This window comes from Microcella sp. (assembly GCF_040286215.1).
GTDB lineage: Bacteria > Actinomycetota > Actinomycetes > Actinomycetales > Microbacteriaceae > Microcella.
Genome location: NZ_JAVKCK010000021.1, coordinates 21898 through 39836, shown reverse-complemented (window position 1 = coordinate 39836; position 17939 = coordinate 21898). Strand labels below are relative to the sequence as shown.

Annotated in this window: 14 protein-coding genes; 7 read left to right on the top strand and 7 right to left on the bottom strand. The window is 69.5% G+C overall.

Translation table 11 applies throughout. The features are described from left to right. Nucleotide 1: 1 nt before the first annotated feature. Nucleotides 2-1630, bottom strand: coding sequence for an aldehyde dehydrogenase family protein (locus RJQ01_RS10130; protein ID WP_350476608.1), 1629 nt, complete (start codon nt 1628-1630; stop codon nt 2-4). A 155-nt stretch (nt 1631-1785) separates the two neighbouring features. Further along, nucleotides 1786-2964, bottom strand: a complete 1179-nt coding sequence (locus RJQ01_RS10125; RefSeq protein WP_350476607.1) for an MFS transporter — start codon at nt 2962-2964, stop codon at nt 1786-1788. Between the two features lie 203 nt (nt 2965-3167). Between RJQ01_RS10125 and RJQ01_RS10120 the strand changes: the two genes are divergently transcribed. From RJQ01_RS10120 to RJQ01_RS10110, 3 genes are read left to right on the top strand one after another with little or no spacing between them, the layout of a single operon-like run. Next, the gene (locus RJQ01_RS10120) at nt 3168-4232 is read left to right on the top strand and encodes a type III polyketide synthase (RefSeq protein ID WP_350476606.1); all 1065 of its coding nucleotides are present in this window, start codon (nt 3168-3170) and stop codon (nt 4230-4232) included. Between the two features lie 13 nt (nt 4233-4245). Beyond that, nucleotides 4246-4776, top strand: a complete 531-nt coding sequence (locus RJQ01_RS10115) for an isoprenylcysteine carboxyl methyltransferase family protein (RefSeq protein WP_350476605.1) — start codon at nt 4246-4248, stop codon at nt 4774-4776. After that, on the top strand, nt 4777-5808 hold the full coding sequence (locus tag RJQ01_RS10110; protein WP_350476604.1) for an NAD(P)/FAD-dependent oxidoreductase: 1032 nt from the start codon (nt 4777-4779) through the stop codon (nt 5806-5808). 33 nt (nt 5809-5841) lie between these two features. Here RJQ01_RS10110 and RJQ01_RS10105 read toward each other — a convergent pair whose 3' ends face one another. Genes RJQ01_RS10105 through RJQ01_RS10090 form a run of 4 tightly spaced genes read right to left on the bottom strand, consistent with a single transcriptional unit; the run spans nt 5842 to nt 9377 of the window. After that, nucleotides 5842-6495, bottom strand: coding sequence for an HAD hydrolase-like protein (locus RJQ01_RS10105; protein WP_350476603.1), 654 nt, complete (start codon nt 6493-6495; stop codon nt 5842-5844). Between the two features lie 55 nt (nt 6496-6550). Then, a complete protein-coding gene (gene nucS, locus RJQ01_RS10100) occupies nt 6551-7246 on the bottom strand; it encodes an endonuclease NucS (protein WP_350476602.1) in 696 nt (231 codons plus the stop codon). A gap of 4 nt (nt 7247-7250) precedes the next feature. Further along, nucleotides 7251-8105: an SDR family NAD(P)-dependent oxidoreductase gene (locus RJQ01_RS10095; RefSeq protein ID WP_502885259.1), complete on the bottom strand. Its 855-nt coding sequence runs from the start codon at nt 8103-8105 to the stop codon at nt 7251-7253. Between the two features lie 9 nt (nt 8106-8114). After that, nucleotides 8115-9377, bottom strand: a complete 1263-nt coding sequence (locus RJQ01_RS10090) for an MFS transporter (RefSeq protein ID WP_350476601.1) — start codon at nt 9375-9377, stop codon at nt 8115-8117. A gap of 186 nt (nt 9378-9563) precedes the next feature. Here RJQ01_RS10090 and RJQ01_RS10085 point away from each other — a divergent pair, with 186 nt between their 5' ends. Next, complete coding sequence (locus RJQ01_RS10085) at nt 9564-9740, top strand: CsbD family protein (RefSeq protein WP_502885258.1); 177 nt, start codon at nt 9564-9566, stop codon at nt 9738-9740. Here the strand turns inward: RJQ01_RS10085 and RJQ01_RS10080 are convergent. After that, nucleotides 9737-11041, bottom strand: a complete 1305-nt coding sequence (locus RJQ01_RS10080; protein WP_350476600.1) for an MATE family efflux transporter — start codon at nt 11039-11041, stop codon at nt 9737-9739. The genes RJQ01_RS10085 and RJQ01_RS10080 overlap by 4 nt on opposite strands. Nucleotides 11042-11109: 68 nt before the next feature. On the opposite strand from RJQ01_RS10080, the gene RJQ01_RS10075 reads away from it, so the two are divergent. The 3 genes from RJQ01_RS10075 (at nt 11110) to RJQ01_RS10065 (ending at nt 17784) form a co-directional block, all read left to right on the top strand. Then, nucleotides 11110-13071, top strand: a complete 1962-nt coding sequence (locus RJQ01_RS10075) for a M13 family metallopeptidase (protein WP_350476599.1) — start codon at nt 11110-11112, stop codon at nt 13069-13071. A 47-nt stretch (nt 13072-13118) separates the two neighbouring features. Further along, nucleotides 13119-13973, top strand: coding sequence for a serine hydrolase (locus RJQ01_RS10070; protein ID WP_350476598.1), 855 nt, complete (start codon nt 13119-13121; stop codon nt 13971-13973). 280 nt (nt 13974-14253) lie between these two features. After that, nucleotides 14254-17784: a hypothetical protein gene (locus tag RJQ01_RS10065; protein ID WP_350476597.1), complete on the top strand. Its 3531-nt coding sequence runs from the start codon at nt 14254-14256 to the stop codon at nt 17782-17784. Nucleotides 17785-17939: the final 155 nt, after the last annotated feature.

Sequence of the window (17939 nt, the reverse complement as noted above, 5' to 3'; positions counted from 1 at the left end):
CTCAACCTCTGCGGTAGCTGTCGAGCGCGGCGGCGCCGATCGGCGCGGCAATGGCCCACGAGTCGATCCCGGCGAAGCGGGTCAGACGGCGTGCGGTCACGTGCGCCGTGCGGTTGCCGACGTACCAGAGGGGCGTGGGTTGCGCATGCCACGGGCCGTGCGCGACGGTGCGCTCCACGTGCGCCGGGTCCAGCAGCAGGGCATTGTGCACGATGCCGATGCCGCTGCCGACGTCGGCGAGCGTCTGGCCCGGGAAGGCGCCCCATGTTCCCCCGGGCATCCCGAATACGGTGCCGCCCCAGGCGTTCACGCCGATCGTGCCGTAGCGAAGGTTTGCGATGCTCTCGTCGAAGCGAGTGTCGAGTTCCTCGAGCGTGCTGGGGTGAATGTGGATGCTCGCACTGAGGCTGCCCGCGAGTCGGTCGTTGGCGAACGCGATGGCCGAGTCCAGGAAGGGCGCGGGCTCGCGTGTTCCGGCGAGCCGCACGACGCCGAGCACGGGGCCGAACGCTTCCTGCGTGAACAGGTGCTCGTCGGCCTTCTCGGGGTCGAGGTGGTCGACGACGGTGCGGGGCACGTTCGGGTCGCCCCCGAGGACGTTCGCATCGGGATGCTCGGTGATGACGGCGAGCTGGCGACGGGATGCGCCCGGGTAGTACGCGGGCCGGGCCGGGGCGGCGGCGAGATGGTGGCGCAAGCGATCGACGAAGGCGTCAGCCTTGGCCCAGGCCTCGGGGAGGATCACGATCTGGGTCGCGACACAGTTGAAGCCCGAATTGTGGAGCCGTTGCGTGGCGACGTTGCGTGCCACGGCATCGACGTTCTCGTCGCTCCACCTCTCGTTGGGCACGATGATCGCCGGCCCGACGCCGCCGAGTTCGCTCGTGACGGGCTTCGTCACCCGCGGCTCACCCGCCTCGCGACGGCGGTCTGCCTCCTCACCCTCGCCCCACACGATCGCGTCGTGGCTCTGCTTGCTGCCGGTGAGGTGAACGCGGTCGATGCGGTCGTCGTCGATGAGCCGCTGGCCGAGTTCGCTGTCCCCCCTCGTGACGGCGACGACGCCGAGCTCGATCAGGGGGGCGAAGGCCGCTTCGATGGAAGGGAGCATGCCGTCGGTCAGAGGGTTGAGCTTGACGATCGCGGCGGAGTTTTCATGGAACAGGGCGCTCAGCACGTCGAGTGCCGGGATGGCGGTGATGTTGCCGGCGCCGAGGACAAGGGTGACGCGCGGTGGCGCGTCCGGGCGCCGAAGTTCGCGCGCGATTCCCGCCCGGGCCTCCTCCAGCGTCACTCCTGGACGCAGCCAGACGCGGGCGTCGATGTCTCGGAGGACGGCGTCTTTGGTGACGTACGGGAAGACCTCGAGCGTCGAGCGCTTGCCGGGCGCACGCCCGACCGTGACCTGCGAGATCGGAGAGCGACCCGCGGTGAGGAGCGTGAGCGTCTTCTCGAGAGCGCTCGTGGCGGTGATGAGCGAGTAGGGGCCGGTGGACCACTCCTCACCCGCCGCTGGTTCGTCGAGCGAGATGCCCTTGATGGCGCATGCCGCACGAACCCAGTCCGCCGCGCTCGCGAGGGTTGCCGCCCGCACGCTCCGCAGCAGTTCGCGCTTGGACGACAGCGGCATGCCTACCCAGCGTTGAGCACCGTCGCGTAAGGAATCGAGGGTCGGAGAGAGCTCGGCCATCGTGGGGAGCGCTGTCGATGCGGACACTGACGATGGGGGCACGGAGGACTCCTTCGTGGTCGCGATCGGCGGTGGATGCGGATGCGCTGTTGACCTTAGTCGCTCAGCGCTGAGGAGCGCACGGGTGCCCGCACGACGATCGCGGCGACGAGAATGGCGAGGGGGAGAAGCGCCGAGACGAGGACCGTCTCGAGGTAGCTGCCCGTTGCCGCGAACCCGAGGGCGAACACCACCGGCCCGAGCGCGGTCGAGGCGAGGCCGATCGACGTGGCGACACCGCGAATGGTGCCGATGCGTCGCCGGCCGAAGTAGCGCACGAACGCGGCCGCTTCGATCCCCCGCAGCCCGCCACCCGCTGCTCCGAGCAGCAGGCCGTACACGATGCCGAGGAATCCGCTTGCCACGAAGGGCAGAAACAGGAGCGTTCCCGCCATCATCGCCATGGAGAACACCACACCCCATCGGGGGTCGATGCGATCGGCCAGCGCGCCCACACCGAGCGTGGCGAGCAGGGCTGTGATGGTCTGCGGCAGGAAGTTCGCGGCGGCCTCGAGCGTCGAGAAGCCTTGCTGCCCGAGGATCGAGATCTGGTGGAACGCGAGCGCGGTCGACAGCATTCCCGTGCAGAAGATCGCGGCGGTGAGAACCCAGAACATGCCCGTGCGCAGTGCCTCTCGCAGTTCCCACCCGTCGTCGGCGGATTCGGGGTGCGGGCGCGAGGTGCCGCGCACGGGAGAGTCCTTCGGCAGGAGGAGCGCGATGGGCACCACGATCGCGAGCACGACGAGCGATTCCACACGCCATGTGGTTGGCACATCAGTCGCGGCGACGAGTCTCTCGACGCCGAGGGGTGCGAGCGAGATTCCCGCGGAACCGATTGCGCTCGTGATGCCGAGCGCCAGCCCCGAGCGATGGAACACGGTGCGGGCGACGATGGTGACAGCCGCGAGCGACAGCGCGCCTTGGCCTGCCATTCGCAGGCCGGCGAAGGCACCGGTGAGGCCGAGAATGTCGGCCGCGAAGCTTGCCGCAGCCAGGAGCAGGGCGAAGACGGACCCCACGATCAGCATGACCGAGCGTGCCCCCCAGCGATCGAGCGCACGCCCGATGAACGGCAACGCGCCCGCCCCCACGAGCGTGCCGATGAGGTATGCCGTGCTGATCTCGGTGCGCGTGATATCGAGGGTTCGAATGAGGGGATCGACGAGCGGACTCAAGCCCGCCGTTTGCCCTGGCGCGGTGAGCGCCGAGACGATGCCAGCGCCGACGACCACCGCCCACCACCACAGTCGACCTCGAGGATGCCGCCGGACGACGTCGACGGGCGACGTCGACGGGGTGAGCGGCAGGGGAATCTCTGTCGTGGGAGGTGGCTGACCGATGAGGGGCTCCAGGCGGGGAGGAGGCGCGGGTTCCTCAGCCTACGGTGTGCTGAATGTCACGCGGAACGCTCACTCGGCACTGCTAGCGTGCGCGAATGGCGCGCATTCTCTCCGTGGCCCCGGCGCTGCCGGATCACGAGCACGCCCAGGAGGAGATCACGGCGGCGCTCGCCGCCGGCATGACGGAGGATGCTCGCACACGCTCGGTCATGGAGCGCATCCATGCCTCCAGCGGCATCCGCACCCGGCACCTCGCTCTACCGCTCGCCGCCTATCGGGGCCTGAGCGGGTTCACCGAGACCAACGAGCTCTTCGTGGAGCACGCCCTTCCGCTCGCGGAGCGCGCCGTGCGCCTCGCTCTGGACGAAGCGGGTCTCGCCGTGGAGGACGTCGACCACCTCTTCTTTACGACCGTCACGGGCCTCGGCGCCCCCTCCCTCGATGCGCTCCTCGCCACCGGCATGGGCTTCCGCTCCGATCTTCGGCGCGTACCGAGCTTCGGGCTCGGCTGCGTGGCGGGCGCGGCCGGGATCGCCCGCGTCGCGGACTACCTGGCCGGGCATCCGCGGGGCGTTGCCCTGCTCGTGAGCGTGGAGCTGTGCTCGCTCACGCTGCAATGGGATGACCACTCGATGGCGAACGTCGTCGGCACCGGCATCTTTGGCGATGGCGCGGCAGCCGTCGTCATGGTCGGTGACGAGCACCCCCGTGCGACGGGGCGCCGGGTGATTCTGCCGCGCGTGGTCGGCAGCCGCAGCGCCCTGTATCCGGACAGCGCCGAGATGATCGGCTGGCAGATCGGCAGCGCGGGCTTCCGCCTGATGCTCGCGGCAGGAGTGCCCGCGCTCATCGGCGGCCACTTCGCGGCCGGCGTCGACGAGCTGCTCGCCGAGCGAGGGTGGACTCGCGACGACATCGACGTGTGGATCGCGCACCCCGGCGGCCCTCGCGTGCTCGAGTCGTTCGCCGACTGCCTCGAGCTCGAGCCGGCCGCCCTCGATGTCAGCTGGGGAGTCATGGAGCGCACGGGCAACATGTCGTCTGCCGCCGTGCTGCACGTGCTCGCCGCCGTGGGCGAGCGGGCTGCCGGTGACCGCGCGTTGCTCTTCGCCCTCGGGCCGGGCGTCACCGCCGAACTCGTGCTGCTGGAGTGGTCGTGAGGAGTCAATGATCATGAGTGTCGGCCTGTACATCGGTCTCGTGCTGCTGACCGGCGCCGAGCGCGTCGTCGAGCTCGTCATCTCGCGGCGGCACGCGGCCCGAGCCTTCGCACGCGGCGGCGTAGAGCACGGGCTCGGCCACTTCCCGGCGATGGTGGTCCTCCACACGGGACTTCTGCTCGCCTGCATCGCCGAGGTCGTCCTCCTCGACCGACCGTTCCTCGGCGCGCTCGGCTGGCCGATGCTCGTCATCGCCCTCCTCTGCCAGGCCGGTCGCTACTGGGTGATCTGGGCGCTCGGCGAGCAGTGGAACACGCGCGTCATCGTGGTGCCCGGCGCGACCCGCGTGACGCGAGGCCCCTACCGCTGGTCGTGGTTGCGCCACCCCAACTACTGGATCGTCGCGATCGAGGGCATCGCCTTGCCGCTCGTGCACTCGGCGTGGATCACCGCCCTCGTCTTCACCGTGCTCAACGCGATCCTGCTGCTGGGCTTCCGCATTCCCACCGAGAACCGCGCGCTCGCGGCGCTGCGCGAGGCCTGAGTGAACGCCGACCTGGCGATCGTCGGGGGCGGGCCGGTCGGGCTCGCGCTCGCGCTCGAGGCTCACGCGCGCGGCCTGACGCCGGTGGTGCTCGAGCCGCGCGAGGGCGCGATCGACAAGGCGTGCGGCGAGGGGCTCATGCCGGGAGCCCTCGCTGCCCTCGGCACGCTCGGCGTCGACCCGGCGGGGCACCCGATCGCGGGCATCCGCTATCGCGACGCGCGCCGGGAGGTCGCGCACCGCTTCGCCGGTGCGCCGGGCCGAGGAGTGCGCCGACTCGTGCTGCACGCCGCGCTGCGGGATCGGATCAACGCGGTCGGAATCGAGGTGCGTGCCGAGAAGGCGGAGCACATCGCGCAAGACGAGGCGGGGGTGACGGTCAACGGGATGCGCGCCCGCTGGCTCGCCGGAGCCGACGGGTTGCACTCCCGGGTGCGCGACGTCGCCGGCCTGCACCGGCGCGCTCGCGGCCTCCCGCCGCGCGCACCGCGCTTCGGCCTCCGCCGGCACTACGCCGTCGCGCCGTGGAGCGACCTCGTCGAGGTCACCTACCTCGACGACTGCGAGCTGTACGTCACACCCGTCGACGACGGCACCGTGGGGGTCGCGGTGCTCGGTGGCAGGCCCGCCGACCTCGACGCCGCGATCGCGCGGGCGCCGCAGCTGCGCGAGCGGCTCGACGGGGCCGCGTCGGCAAGCGACCTGCGCGGGGCGGGAGCGCTGCGACAGCGCAGCACGGCGCGCACGGCCGGCCGCATCGCGCTCGTCGGGGACGCCTCGGGCTACGTGGATGCGCTCACCGGCGAAGGCCTGCGTGTCGGGTTCGCGCAGGCGAGCGTGCTCGCCGAGCGGCTCGCCGCCGACGACCTGCCCGGCTACGAGCGGGCATGGGCGCGGGCGACGCGGGACTTCCGCCTGCTCACCGCGGGGCTCCTGGCTGCCGCGACCTCGCCTGCCCGCAGCCTCATCGTGCCGACCGCCGCGCGCCTACCGGGCGTCTTCGGCGCCGTGGTGGAGCGGCTGGCGCGCTGACGCGCCAGCGCCCCCTGGTTGATCGACGTCTCGTCAGAGACCGAGCAGAGTGCGCAGCTCGTCCACGTCGTGCGCGATCGCGCGGGCGTGCCGGTGCTCCTCCGCGTCGCCGTAGCCCCACGCCACGGCGATGGTCGGGATGCCGTGCACCGCGGCACCCTCGACGTCGTGGATGCGGTCCCCGATCATGACGGGCCGGCTCAGGTCGGCGCCGATGCCCGCCAGTCGCACGAGAGCCTCAGCGACGACATCGGCTTTCGCGCTGCGCACCTCGTCGTCGGAGGCCCCCGTGATGAGGTCGAAGTGCTCGGCGATCGTGAAGTGCTCGAGCATGAGCGTCGCGGGCGTCTCGGGCTTCGAGGTCGCCAGACTGAGCGGGATGCCCGCCTCAGCGATATCGCGCACGAGCAGCCCCATACCGGGGTACAGGGTCGAGTCGTACGCACCGCGGTCGAGGTAGCGCTCGCGGTACACCTCGAGGGCGCGCTCGCGCTGCTCGAGGGTCAGGCCAGCGCGGTCGCGGAACGAGTCGAGCAGGGGAGGGCCGACATAGCGGAGCAGTTCCTCCGGCGGGGGCACGGGCATCCCGAGCTGGGCGAAGGTCCACGCGAGAGTGTCGGTGATGCCGGGGGCCGAATCGGTGACCGTGCCGTCGAGGTCCAGCAGGATCGCCGAGTAGTGGGGCATGAGCTTGAGCCTACGGTGCGCGCACACCGCCTCCGGCCGTCGCCCGCGACGAGCATCAGAACAGCCGGGGAACGCCGTCGTCGAGGCCGCGCATGGCGTCGTAGTCGAGCAGCAGGCAGCGAATGCCCCGGTCTTCGGCGAGCGTGCGCGCCTGCGGCGTGATCTCTTGCGCGGCGAAGACGCCGGCTACGGGCGAGAGGAGCGGATCGCGGTTCATGAGCTCGAGGTACCGCGTCAGCTGCTCCACGCCGTCGATGCCGCCCCTCCGCTTGATCTCGACGGCGACGGATGCTCCACTCGCGTCGCGCGCCAGAATGTCGACCGGCCCGATCGCCGTCATGTACTCGCGGCGCACGAGCGTGTACCCGTCGCCCAGCAGCTCGAGGTGCTCGGCGAGCAGCTTCTGCAAGTGAGCTTCGACGCCGTCCTTCTGCAGACCGGGGTCGACACCCAGCTCGTGCGCCGAGTCATGCAGCACCTCGTGGATGCTCACGACGAGCAGGTCGGCCGTCTTCGCGTGGGTGACGCGCCACAGTTCGAGCACCCCGGCCTCGCGCTGGTCGTCGTCGGGCTCGTCGATGACGAGCGTGCAGGGCGGGCTCATCCAGTTGAGCGGCTTGTAGCTGAGCGCGTCGGCATGCACGAGCAGGCTGCCGTCGCTCTTGTGGATGAGCAGCCGCGTCGCGAGCGGCAGGTGCGCACTCAGCCGGCCCGCATAGTCGACAGAGCAGCGGGCGATGACGAGGCGCATCCGTTCAGCCTACGGCCGAGCGGTCACCCCCAGAGGTCGGGACGGCGCTCCTCGGCGATGCCGTTGCCGCCGTCGACGACGACGAGCTGGCCGGTGATGTACGAGGCGCCGGGCGAGGCGAGCCAGGCGATCGCGCTCGCGATCTCGTCGGGGGTGCCGCTGCGACCCATCGGCACGAGCTCGCCCTCCTCCGCTTCCTGCGGCAGCTGCGAGGCGGTGGCGATCCAGCCCGGCGCGACGGCGTTGACGGTGATGCCGCGGCGTGCTTCGTCGACCGCGAGCGCGCGCGTGATCCCAGCACTCCTGCCTTCGCGGTGGCATAGCCGAGGTCATCGCGCGCCGCCTGCACCGCACCGGTCGTCGAGGCGACGCTGATGACACGCCCCCAGCCCTGAGACCGCATGCCGGCGATCGCGGCGCGCGTCACGAGGAACACGCTCGTGAGGTTCACGTCGACGGCGCTGCGCCACTCCTCGACGCTCATCGCGATGTCGCCCCGCGGAAACTCCTCGCCCGTCGCGATCATGCCGGCGTTGTTGACGAGGATGCTCAGCTCGCCCACCGCCTCGACCGCGGCCGCGACAGCGCCCGCCGCACCCTGCTCGGTCTCGAGCCGCGCCACGACACCGTGCGCCTCGACCTGGCGCTCGACGGTGCCGAGCGAGCGCAGCTCGGCGGCGCGCTGCTCGACACGGTCGGTCGTGGCGGTCATGACGACGCGGGCGCCCCGCTCGGCGAGCGCGCGAGCGGCGGCGAAGCCGATGCCCTCGGCCGATCCGCAGCCCGTGACGAGGGCCGCGCGGCCGCTCAGATCGAGGTCGAGTGGCAGGGCGGGCCTTGGCGGCGAGAAACCTGTCATGGGCCGAGGCTAGTGCGGGGCATCCCGAACCGGTGTCGCGTGCCGAGAGTCGCCGCGCTCACGCGCGGCCGGCGTCGCGACGAAGGTCACCGCGATGAGCACGAGCACCACCCAGAAGGCGTTCAGCAGGCCGAACTGCTCACCCAGGAAGCCGAGAAGGGGCGGCCCCACCAGGAACGCGAAGTAGCCCACCGTCGCCACCGCGGCCACCCGTGCCGCGGCCTTCGACGGCTCATCCGCCGCTGCCGACATGCCGACCGGGAACCCGAGCGAGGCGCCCAGCCCCCAGGCGAAGATGCCGATGCCCGCCGCGGCGGGGTGGTTCACGAGGATGAGCAGGGCAAGACCGACCATCGCGAGCAGCGCGCTCGCGCGCAGGACGGGCACGCGGCCGAAGCGGTCGAGCACCCACACGCCCGCGATGCGACCGGTTGTCATCGCCGTCGCGAAGATGCCGAACGCGAGCGCGCCCGTCGCCTCGTCCGCACCGCGGTCGTCGACCATCGCGAGGGCGAGCCAGTCGTTCGCACTGCCCTCCGCGAAGGCCATGCCGAGCACGATCGCACCGATGATGAGCGTGCGCGGCTCGCGCCAGATCGCCATGCGCTCCCTGAAGGTCGAGCGCTCGGGGCCGGCACCGTCGTCATCGAGACCCGGCAGTGCGCGGTGCCGCGGCAGGTGCCGCACGGCCACAACGCTCGCGACGAGACCCAGGGCCGCCATGCCCAGCAGGTGGGCGTCGAGCGCCACGCCGAGCGCGGCGAGGCCCGCTGCCGCGGCGGCCCCGACGATCGTTCCGAGGCTCCAGGAGGCGTGGAACCACGGCATGATGCTGCGCCCCTGCGCCTGCTCGACGCCCGCACCCTCCACGTTCATCGCCACATCGATGATGCCCGTCGTCGCGCCGAACAGCACGAGCGCCAGGAGGACGAGAGGGTAAGAGCCGAGCGTCGCCGAGCCCACGCCGAGGAGCGCGATCGACCCCATGCTCACGGTGAGGGCCACGAGGAGCGTCGAACGCGTGCCGATGCGCGCGATGACGTGGGAGGAACCGAGGAGGCCCGCGATCGACCCGACCGCCATGCCCGCGATGAGTACCCCAAACTCGTCGGTGCGCACCTGCAGCGCATCCCGGATGGCGGGCGTGCGGGCGAACCAGCTCGCCATCGCGAGGCCGTTGATGGCGAAGACCACGAAGACAGCGAGGCGCCACGCGGCGAGGCTCGGCCGAGCAGCGCCCGACGAGCGGGACGAAGAAGAGGGAGTGGTCACTGCGACCTTTCGGAGGATGGACTGCGGTGGTGAGGTGCGCAGAACGAGGGCGACGCTACCAGCGCTGTCATCGAGTCCGCCCACGGAACACCTCACCGCCGGCCTGTCAAGGGGGTGCCGCGGGCCCTCACGCAGTGGAAACGTGGGAGGCGTCCGAACGAACGCTTCACGAGAGAAGAGAGGTTCATGATGGGTATCGACGACACGGTGCGCAACAAGGGCGAAGAGCTCGGTGGCAAGGCCAAGGAGGCCGCGGGCAAGCTCACCGACGACGAGCAGCTCGAAGCCGAAGGCAAGGTCGACCAGACCAGGGCCAAGCTCAAGCAGGCCGGCGACGAGGCCAAGGAGGCCTTTCAGAACTAGGCGGTGGCGCCGGTCACGATCCACCTCCTGCCCCGGGCCCTCACGCCGAGCGTGAGGGCACGGGCGCCCAGGAAGATGAGTGTGAACGCCCCCAGCAGAACCCCGAGCGAGCTCACGAAGGGCAGGGCCACCGCGTACGCGGCGAGGGTGAGCACCCCCGTCAGGGCGAGATACCTGCCGTCACCGGCCCCGATGAGCACGCCGTCGAGCACGAACACGACTCCGGCGAGCGGCAGGCCGAGCGCGAGGATGGCGATGGCGAGCGGCAGGGCATCCCGAACCGCGGCGTCGGAGGTCATGGCGATCTGCAGGAGGGGAATGCACGCGAGCAGCAGCGCTGTGAGTGCGGTACCCACGACGAAGCCCCAGGTGACGAGTCGACGGGTGATCGCGTGCACGCGCGGCACGTCGGCAGCGCCGAGGCCTCGCCCGATGAGCGCCTGACCGGCGACGGCGAGAGCGTCGAGGGCGAGCGCGAGGAGGGCGTACAGCGCGAACCACACGTGGGTGGCCGCGAGCTCGACCGTGCCCAGCGAGGTCGCGACGACCACGGTCACGACCAGCGCGACGCGCAGGCTCAGTGTGCGCACCAGCAGCCAGGATCCGGCGCGGGCTGCGGCGAGCAGCCCCGCGGTACCCGGGCGCAGCGGTGCACCGGCCGCCCGCGCGCGGCGCACGGTCTCGGCGACGAGCACGACCGCCATGCCCCACTGGGCGATGGCGGTGCCGATCGCCGAGCCGGCAATGCCCAGCCCGAGCCCGTAGATGAGCACAGCATTGAGGGCGATGTTCGCCGCGAATCCGACGGCGGCCACCGCAAGCGGAATCCGCACCTCCTGCAGTCCGCGCAGCGCGCCCGTGGCGGCGAGCACCAGGAGCATGCCGGGGATGCCCCACCAGGCGATCGCGAGATAGACCACGGCCGCGTCCGCGACCGCGGCCTCGGCGGCGAAGAGCGCGACGAGCCAGGGGCTGGCCGGCAGCATGACCACCAGCAGCAGGAGCCCGAGTGCGAGTGCGAGCCACAGGCCGTCGATGCCGGCCGCGTGCGCGCCCCGCTCGTCACCCGCCCCGATCCTCCGGGCCACGATCGGTGTCGTCGCATAGGCGAGGAAGATGAGCAGGCCGATCGTGGTCTGCAGGATCGTGCTCGCGATGCCGAGGCCGGCGAGCGGCTGTACACCGAGGTGGCCGACCATGGCCGTGTCGGTCAGCACGAACAGCGGCTCGGCGATGAGCGCCCCGAGCGAGGGGAGCGCGAATCGCAGGATGTCGCGGTCGAGAGCTCGGGCGGCGCGCACTCCCTCACGCTATCGCCGGAGATTCTCCTCATGGTCTGCATCAGCGAGCCCGACTACGCTCGATTCTCGTGACTGACGCCTTCGCGAGCGGCATCGACCGCGCAGAACTCGACCCGAGCATCCGACCGCAGGACGACCTGTTCCGCCACGTGAACGGACTCTGGCAGGCGCGCACGCCGATTCCGGCTGACAAGGCGCGCTACGGGTCGTTCATGATCCTCGCCGAAGAGGCGGAGAAGGCGGTGCTCGAGATCATCGAGGAGGCGCAGGCTGCCGAGCCCGGGAGCGCCGAGCGCAAGGTGGGCGACCTGTACGCCAGCTTCATGGACGAGCAGCGCATCGAGGCGCTCGGAGCCGCTCCTCTCGAGCCCCTCCTCGCGCAGGTCGACGCGGTCTCCGACATCGACGGCTTCCTGACCACGATGGGGCGCCTGGAGCGCGAGGGAGCCCGCGGCGTCGTGCAGCTCTTCGTCGACAACGACCCCGGCGACCCTGAGCGCTACGTCGTGCTCGTCGAGCAGGGCGGGTTGGGCCTGCCCGACGAGTCGTACTACCGCGTCGACGCGCACGAGGCGACGCGCAGCGCCTATCTCGCGCACATCGAGAGGATGCTCGCGCTCGCGGGCCTTGGCGACGCGACCGCTCGTGCCGAGCGCGTGATGGCCCTCGAGACCGCGCTCGCCGGCCACCACTGGGACAACGTGCGCAACCGGGACGCCCAGGCGACGTACAACCTGCGCACGTGGGATGAGTGGGCTGGCTCAGCGGAGGGTGTCGGGCTCGATGCGTGGCGAGAGGGCTACGGCATTCCAGCAGCTGCGCTCGCCGAGGTGGTCGTGCGGCAGCCGGAATTCACTTCCGGGTTCGCGGCCGAGCTCACGGGGCGGCCGCTCGATCACTGGCTCGACTGGCTGCGCTGGTCGATTGTGCGCTCGTACGCCCCCTACCTCTCGGCGGCCTTCGTGGAGGCGAACTTCGACTTCTATGGCCGCACCCTCACCGGCGCGCAGGAGCAGCGCGCACGGTGGAAGCGGGGCGTCGGCCTCGTCGAGGGAGTAATGGGGGAGGCGGTGGGTGCCGCCTACGTACAGCGCCACTTCCGGCCCGAGGCGAAGCAGGAGATGGACGCCCTCGTGGCGACGCTCGTGGAGGCCTACCGGCAGAGCATCTCAACGCTCGAGTGGATGACCCCGGCGACCCGCGAGAAGGCTCTCGAGAAGCTTGAGCGTTTCACCCCCAAGATCGGGTACCCGGTGCGCTGGCGCGACTACAGCACGCTCCAGATCTCGGCGGATGACCTGCTGGCCAACGTGCGCGCCGCGGGCGAGTTCGAGTTCCAGCGCGAGCTCGGAAAGGTGGGCAAGCCCATCGACCGCGACGAGTGGTTCATGACCCCCCAGACGGTCAACGCCTACTACAACCCGGGCATGAACGAGATCGTCTTCCCCGCCGCGATCCTCCAGCACCCTTTCTTCGACGCCGATCGGGATGCTGCGGCCAACTTTGGTGCCATCGGCGCGGTCATCGGGCACGAGATCGGGCACGGTTTCGACGACCAGGGTTCGCGCTACGACGGCGACGGGCGACTGCTCGACTGGTGGACGGAGGAGGATCGCGCCGCCTTCGAGACGCGCACCGCGTCTCTGATCGGGCAGTTCGACGCGCTCGAACCTCGGGAGACGCCCGGCCACCACGTGAACGGCGCCCTCACGATCGGCGAGAACATCGGCGACCTCGGCGGTCTCGGTATCGCGTGGAAGGCATACCTGATCTGGCTCGATGGTGCCGAGCCTCCCGTTGTCGACGGCTTCACGGCAGCGCAGCGGTTCTTTCTCTCCTGGGCTCAGGCGTGGCAGATCGCGATCCGACCGGAGGAGGCGCTGCGCCTCCTATCGATCGACCCGCACTCGCCGAACGAGTTCCGGTGCAATCAGATCGTGCGCAACATCGACGCCTTCTACGATGCTTTCGAGGTGACGCCGGCGGACGCGCTGTGGCTCTCGCCCGAGGAGCGTGTGACCATTTGGTAGACCTGCCCCTGACCCGAGCTCCGGGAGCCCACGCGGGCGCCCCTCCGGTGGCGCGCCACCGTGCGGAGAATCGCGAGCCGGGCTTCAGGGCCTCCTATCGGGCGCTGGGGGCGCTCGCACTCGAGGGCGCACGCGTCTCGGTCGCTGTCGGCGATCTGGCGACCGGCAGCAGCGTCTTCGCGGTCGATGAGCGTATCGTGCTGCCGACCGCGTCCGTCGGCAAGATCCTCCTCCTCATCGAGGTGAGCGCGCGGCTGACCGATCGCTCGGTCTCGGACTTCGCGATCATCGACCGGACCGAGGGCGACGCAGTGGCCGACAGTGGCCTGTGGCGGCACCTTCAGGCGCCAGCCTTCCCCCTCGGCGATCTCGCTGCGCTGGTCGGCGCGACGAGTGACAACCTCGCCACGAACGCCCTGCTGCGCCAGATCGGACTGCAAGCCGTCCGCGCCCGGTCGGAGGCGCTCGGCCTCGCGCGAACGGCATTGCTCGATCGGGTGCGGGACGAACGCGGTCCCGACCACGCCCCGCAGCTGTCGGTGGGCTCGACGGCGGAACTCGCGTGGCTCTTCCATGCTCTGACGCACGGGCACATCGTTGACGGGGAGACGAGTCGCCGCGTGCTCGGGTGGCTCTCGCTCAACGCTGACCTGTCTCTCGTGGCGGGATCGTTCGGCCGGGATCCGCTGGCGCACCTCGGCGTCGAGCACAACACCTGGATGGTGAACAAGACCGGCACGGATGCGGGCGTTCGATCGGAGGCGGGCGTGCTCCGAGGCCCGCGCGCTGGTGTCTCCTACGCGGTCTCTGTGCACTTCGAGGACAGCGATCTCGGTCGACGGCTGCGGGTGATCGACGCCCTGCGCACATTCGGGCTTGACCTTCTCGAGTTCGTGCACTGAGAATTGATCATTGCTCTCCCCAATCCAGGGGTAGACCATTCTGTCCGTATTGTCCCCCAAAGGGCGGACAGAGTAGTCTCCCCATGTTCTCGAACTGCGTCTACCCGATGTTGACGCAGGGTCGATACAGCACCCGAACACCCACACCCGGCCGACCGTGTCGGCGCCGACGATCTCCCCGGATCCCGGCGCACCCAGCGACTCGATCAGCGGTAACCCGACGTACCCATGCTGCGCACCCCGCAGCGTGGGGCTCCAACCCCCCCAGGAGCGCACCATCATGTCTCGCAAAGCAACCCGCCGTGCCGAACGCGCCGCCTCCCTGCGCCGTCGTATCCTCGCCGCCGCCACGACCGCCATCGTCGGGCTGGGTCTCGCGGTCGGTGGCGTCACGCCCGCGATGTCCACACCTCCGTCGTCGTCACTGCCGACCATCACGGGAGTCACCTTCACCCAGGAGAACGGTCTCACGTGCGACAAGGCCGGGTACCAGAAGCCGGGGGCGATGGATGCCAGCAGCGGCACCTTCAGCGCACCCTGGGGTTCAGCGACGTGGTCACAGAACGGAGCCTTCAGCTGGACCATCGCGTCGGGCTATGACGTCGATTTCTGCGTGAAGGGGTCGACAATCGTTGCGGGAATCGACTCGAGCGCGTACAACGGCTCCTCATTCGACTTCAAGGCGCAGACGGGGCACGGCACCTCCCACGTCGGGTACCGCATCGTGTCGACGCCCGACCCGACGATGATCGTCGACTGCGTCGAGATCAGCTACGAGACGCAGCGGCCCTTGAACGGCGCTGACCACATCAACGTCGATGTCGTCTACAACGGCGTGCGAGGGCAGATCAACCTCGAGATCAACGAGAACCAGCTCGCCAACGGAGATCCTGACAGCACCTCGGGTTTCCACGCTTTCCTCAAGTTCGCCCCTGCCTTCGGCATCGAGAGCGTCAAGGTGCCGATCTCGCAGGAGCAGCTGAACTCGGGGCTGTTGATCTTCGAGTACGGGCCGTACTTCACGGGAACGTGGACGATCGAGTGGGTGCAGTTCAACAGCACCTACTTCAACCAGGATCGCGACGAGAACAGGTTCGTGACCTGCGGTGACCTGCCGACCCAGGAGCTCGTGGTTCCCACGGCATCGATGCAGCAGATCACCTGCGATGCCGACGGCTCGTACACGCTCGACGACGTCGAAGGCGTCGTCTGGACCGTCTCGACCAACGGCGGCGACTACGCCGAGGTCGCCCCGGGCACCTACCCGGTCGCCACCGCAACGACCATCGATGTGCGCGCGGAGACCGAGAGCGACGACTACGGCTTCGCTGCGGAGACGCAGACGGAGTGGACCTTCGGATTCCTGGAACCCACCGATTGCGTCGTGGTCGAACTGCCGTGCCTGCCCAAGAGCGCGGTCTCCTACAGCTACTACAACCTCAGCACGTTCACCGAGTCGAACCCCAAGAACTCGGGCCTCATCACGGTCACCGCCATGGACGGCTACAGCGACGAACTGTGCAAGCCCTTCTGGGTCGTCGCGGCGGCCTGGGACTTCGCCAAGCTCGACAGCGTCTGGCCACAGACCCTGCGAGGCACAGACCCGGCCGGTGACCACGACGAGGGCTACATCGACTCGGTTGGCACCTACTACTTCCACGCGCCCGTCCAGTGCGGTCAGGGCGACATCTACGCATCCTTCACCTCGATGCCGTACATCGGCACGGAGCTGTTCGGACCGAACAACCCCTTCCCGGAGAAGTTCCTGCACAACATGGGCTTCACTGGACCGAAGCCCACGTACCTGGTGATGACGCCCGGCTGCAACGAGGCCGAGCCGAACGAACCGACCGCGACTCCCATCGTCGAGTGCGGCACCTACGGCTCGATCGACATCTCGAACGTCGAGAATCCCTATGTCGGCTACACCGTCTACCGCGGTGCCGCTGATGAGAATGGCTCCGTCGCCGGGCTCGAGACGGTCGCTGTCGGCGACGCGAAGGAGGGCGTCTTCACGGTGGTCGCGACCGCCATGAACGGTTACGTCTTCGCCCCGGGAACGACCACGCAATGGGAGTTCGACCTCGGTGACTACGTCGACTGCCCGGTGACTCCGACGGCGACGTCGACGCCGGAGAACTGCCTCGACGGTGACGGCACGATTATCTTCGGTGACGTCGACGGCATCGCGAGCTACTCGGTCGCGGGCATCGACGGCTCCTTCGCGCCGGGGGCGACGCTCGCGGGCCTCGAAGCCGGCACCTACAGCGTGACGGCGGTCGCCGAGGACGGCTCCGAGCTCGCCGCCGACTCCTCGCCGTTCGACGTGGAGGTCATGTCCGCGACCGAGAACTGCGGAGTCGCTTCGGCGTCCGTGACGTTGCCCGACCCGGACTGCGAGTCAGGTCAGTCCTGGGATGACGCGGAGCTCTCCACGCAGAACGCGTCGTTCGGAACCGTGAACGTGAGCGATGACCTGTACGTCATCGTGGCCACGGCAGCGGACGGCTACCTGTTCGGCGACGGCGCCAAGACGAAGACCTTCTCCATCTCGCTCCTGCCGGCTGACGAGAGCCAGTGCGCGGAGGCCACGGCCGCCGTCGCCACGTCGGCCCCGTCGTGCTTCAGCGCCGAGCGTCTCGACGAGTCAGGCTTCACCGTCTCCGACGGAGTCACATGGTCGATCGTCGACGACGGTGAGACGAGCGGATCCTACGAGGTAGTCTTCACTGCGCCGTCCGGCAGCCGGTTCGGCAACGGCGAGTCGACGCTGACCGCTACAGGCGATCTAGCACCGGCGCTCGGCGAGGAGGACTGCGTCCTCCCGGTGACGAACGCGTTCCTCGCCTTCACCGACGCGACGTGCCTCGAGCCCCAGGGTCTCGACGTGGACGGCTTCGCCTTCGACACCGAGCTCGCCGCACTGGACGAGGTGACGGTAGAGGACAACGGTGACTACACGGTCGTCTTCACGGCGATCGGCGCGAACACGACCTTCGACCAGAGCCCGGACGTCGATGTCGAGGGCCGCGAGGTGTCGTCGGACGGCAAGACGCTGACCTTCACCGGAACTCTCGAGGGTCCCAACGACGAGCTCTGCCTGCAGCTGCCCGTCATCGACCCCTTCGAGTACGTCGACACGTGCCTCACGGCGACGTACACGCTCTACTTCGTGGAAGGCCTCACCTACTGGGTGACGGTCAACAGCGACGAGCCCTTCGAGGTCGTGTTCGGCGAGAACGAGGTGTCGAAGACGTTCACCGCCAATCCGGGCGACTATGTGCTCGCGACGCCAGTAGCCAACCCGGGCTATGTGCTCGACCCCAACCAGCCGGCGCCGCTGGATCGCACGTTCAACACCTACCCGGACGGCTGCCAGCTGCCCGAGCTGGCGAACTGGCCGGCGAGCGCCACCGCGACGAACGAGGTCTGCACACCCTTCGGTGTGACAAGCGGCTCGATCACCGTTCAGTTCTCGACCGGACCCGAAGTGAACCCGAACCCGGTTCGCTACTACCTCGCGTACGGCACGGACAACGAGCAGGAGCTCACCGACGAGACGACGGTGCTGCCCGCAGGCGACTACGTGGTAACCGCCGTTCTGACCGATCCGGAGGACAGCCTCAACGACTCCGGCAGTGACCCTGTGAGCTTCCCGCTCACGATCGGTGCGGCTGACGAGAGCGACTGCGACCTGCCGACGCTCGCGATCACCGGTGCCAGCAACGCCCTCACCGGCGTCGGGATCGGAGCGGTCATCATCATCCTCGCGGGGCTGGGCTTCGTTCTTCGACGCCAGCTGATGGAGTAGCTCCCGCGACCACAACGCAGCCCGGCGCGCCGGACCGACCCGAAAACGGCCTGTCGCGCCGGGTTGCATCACCCGAATCACCACTCACGAATCACCACTGAACACGAATCACAACTGAACAGAGAAGCAGTACACCGGAAGACCCCCCGGACCTC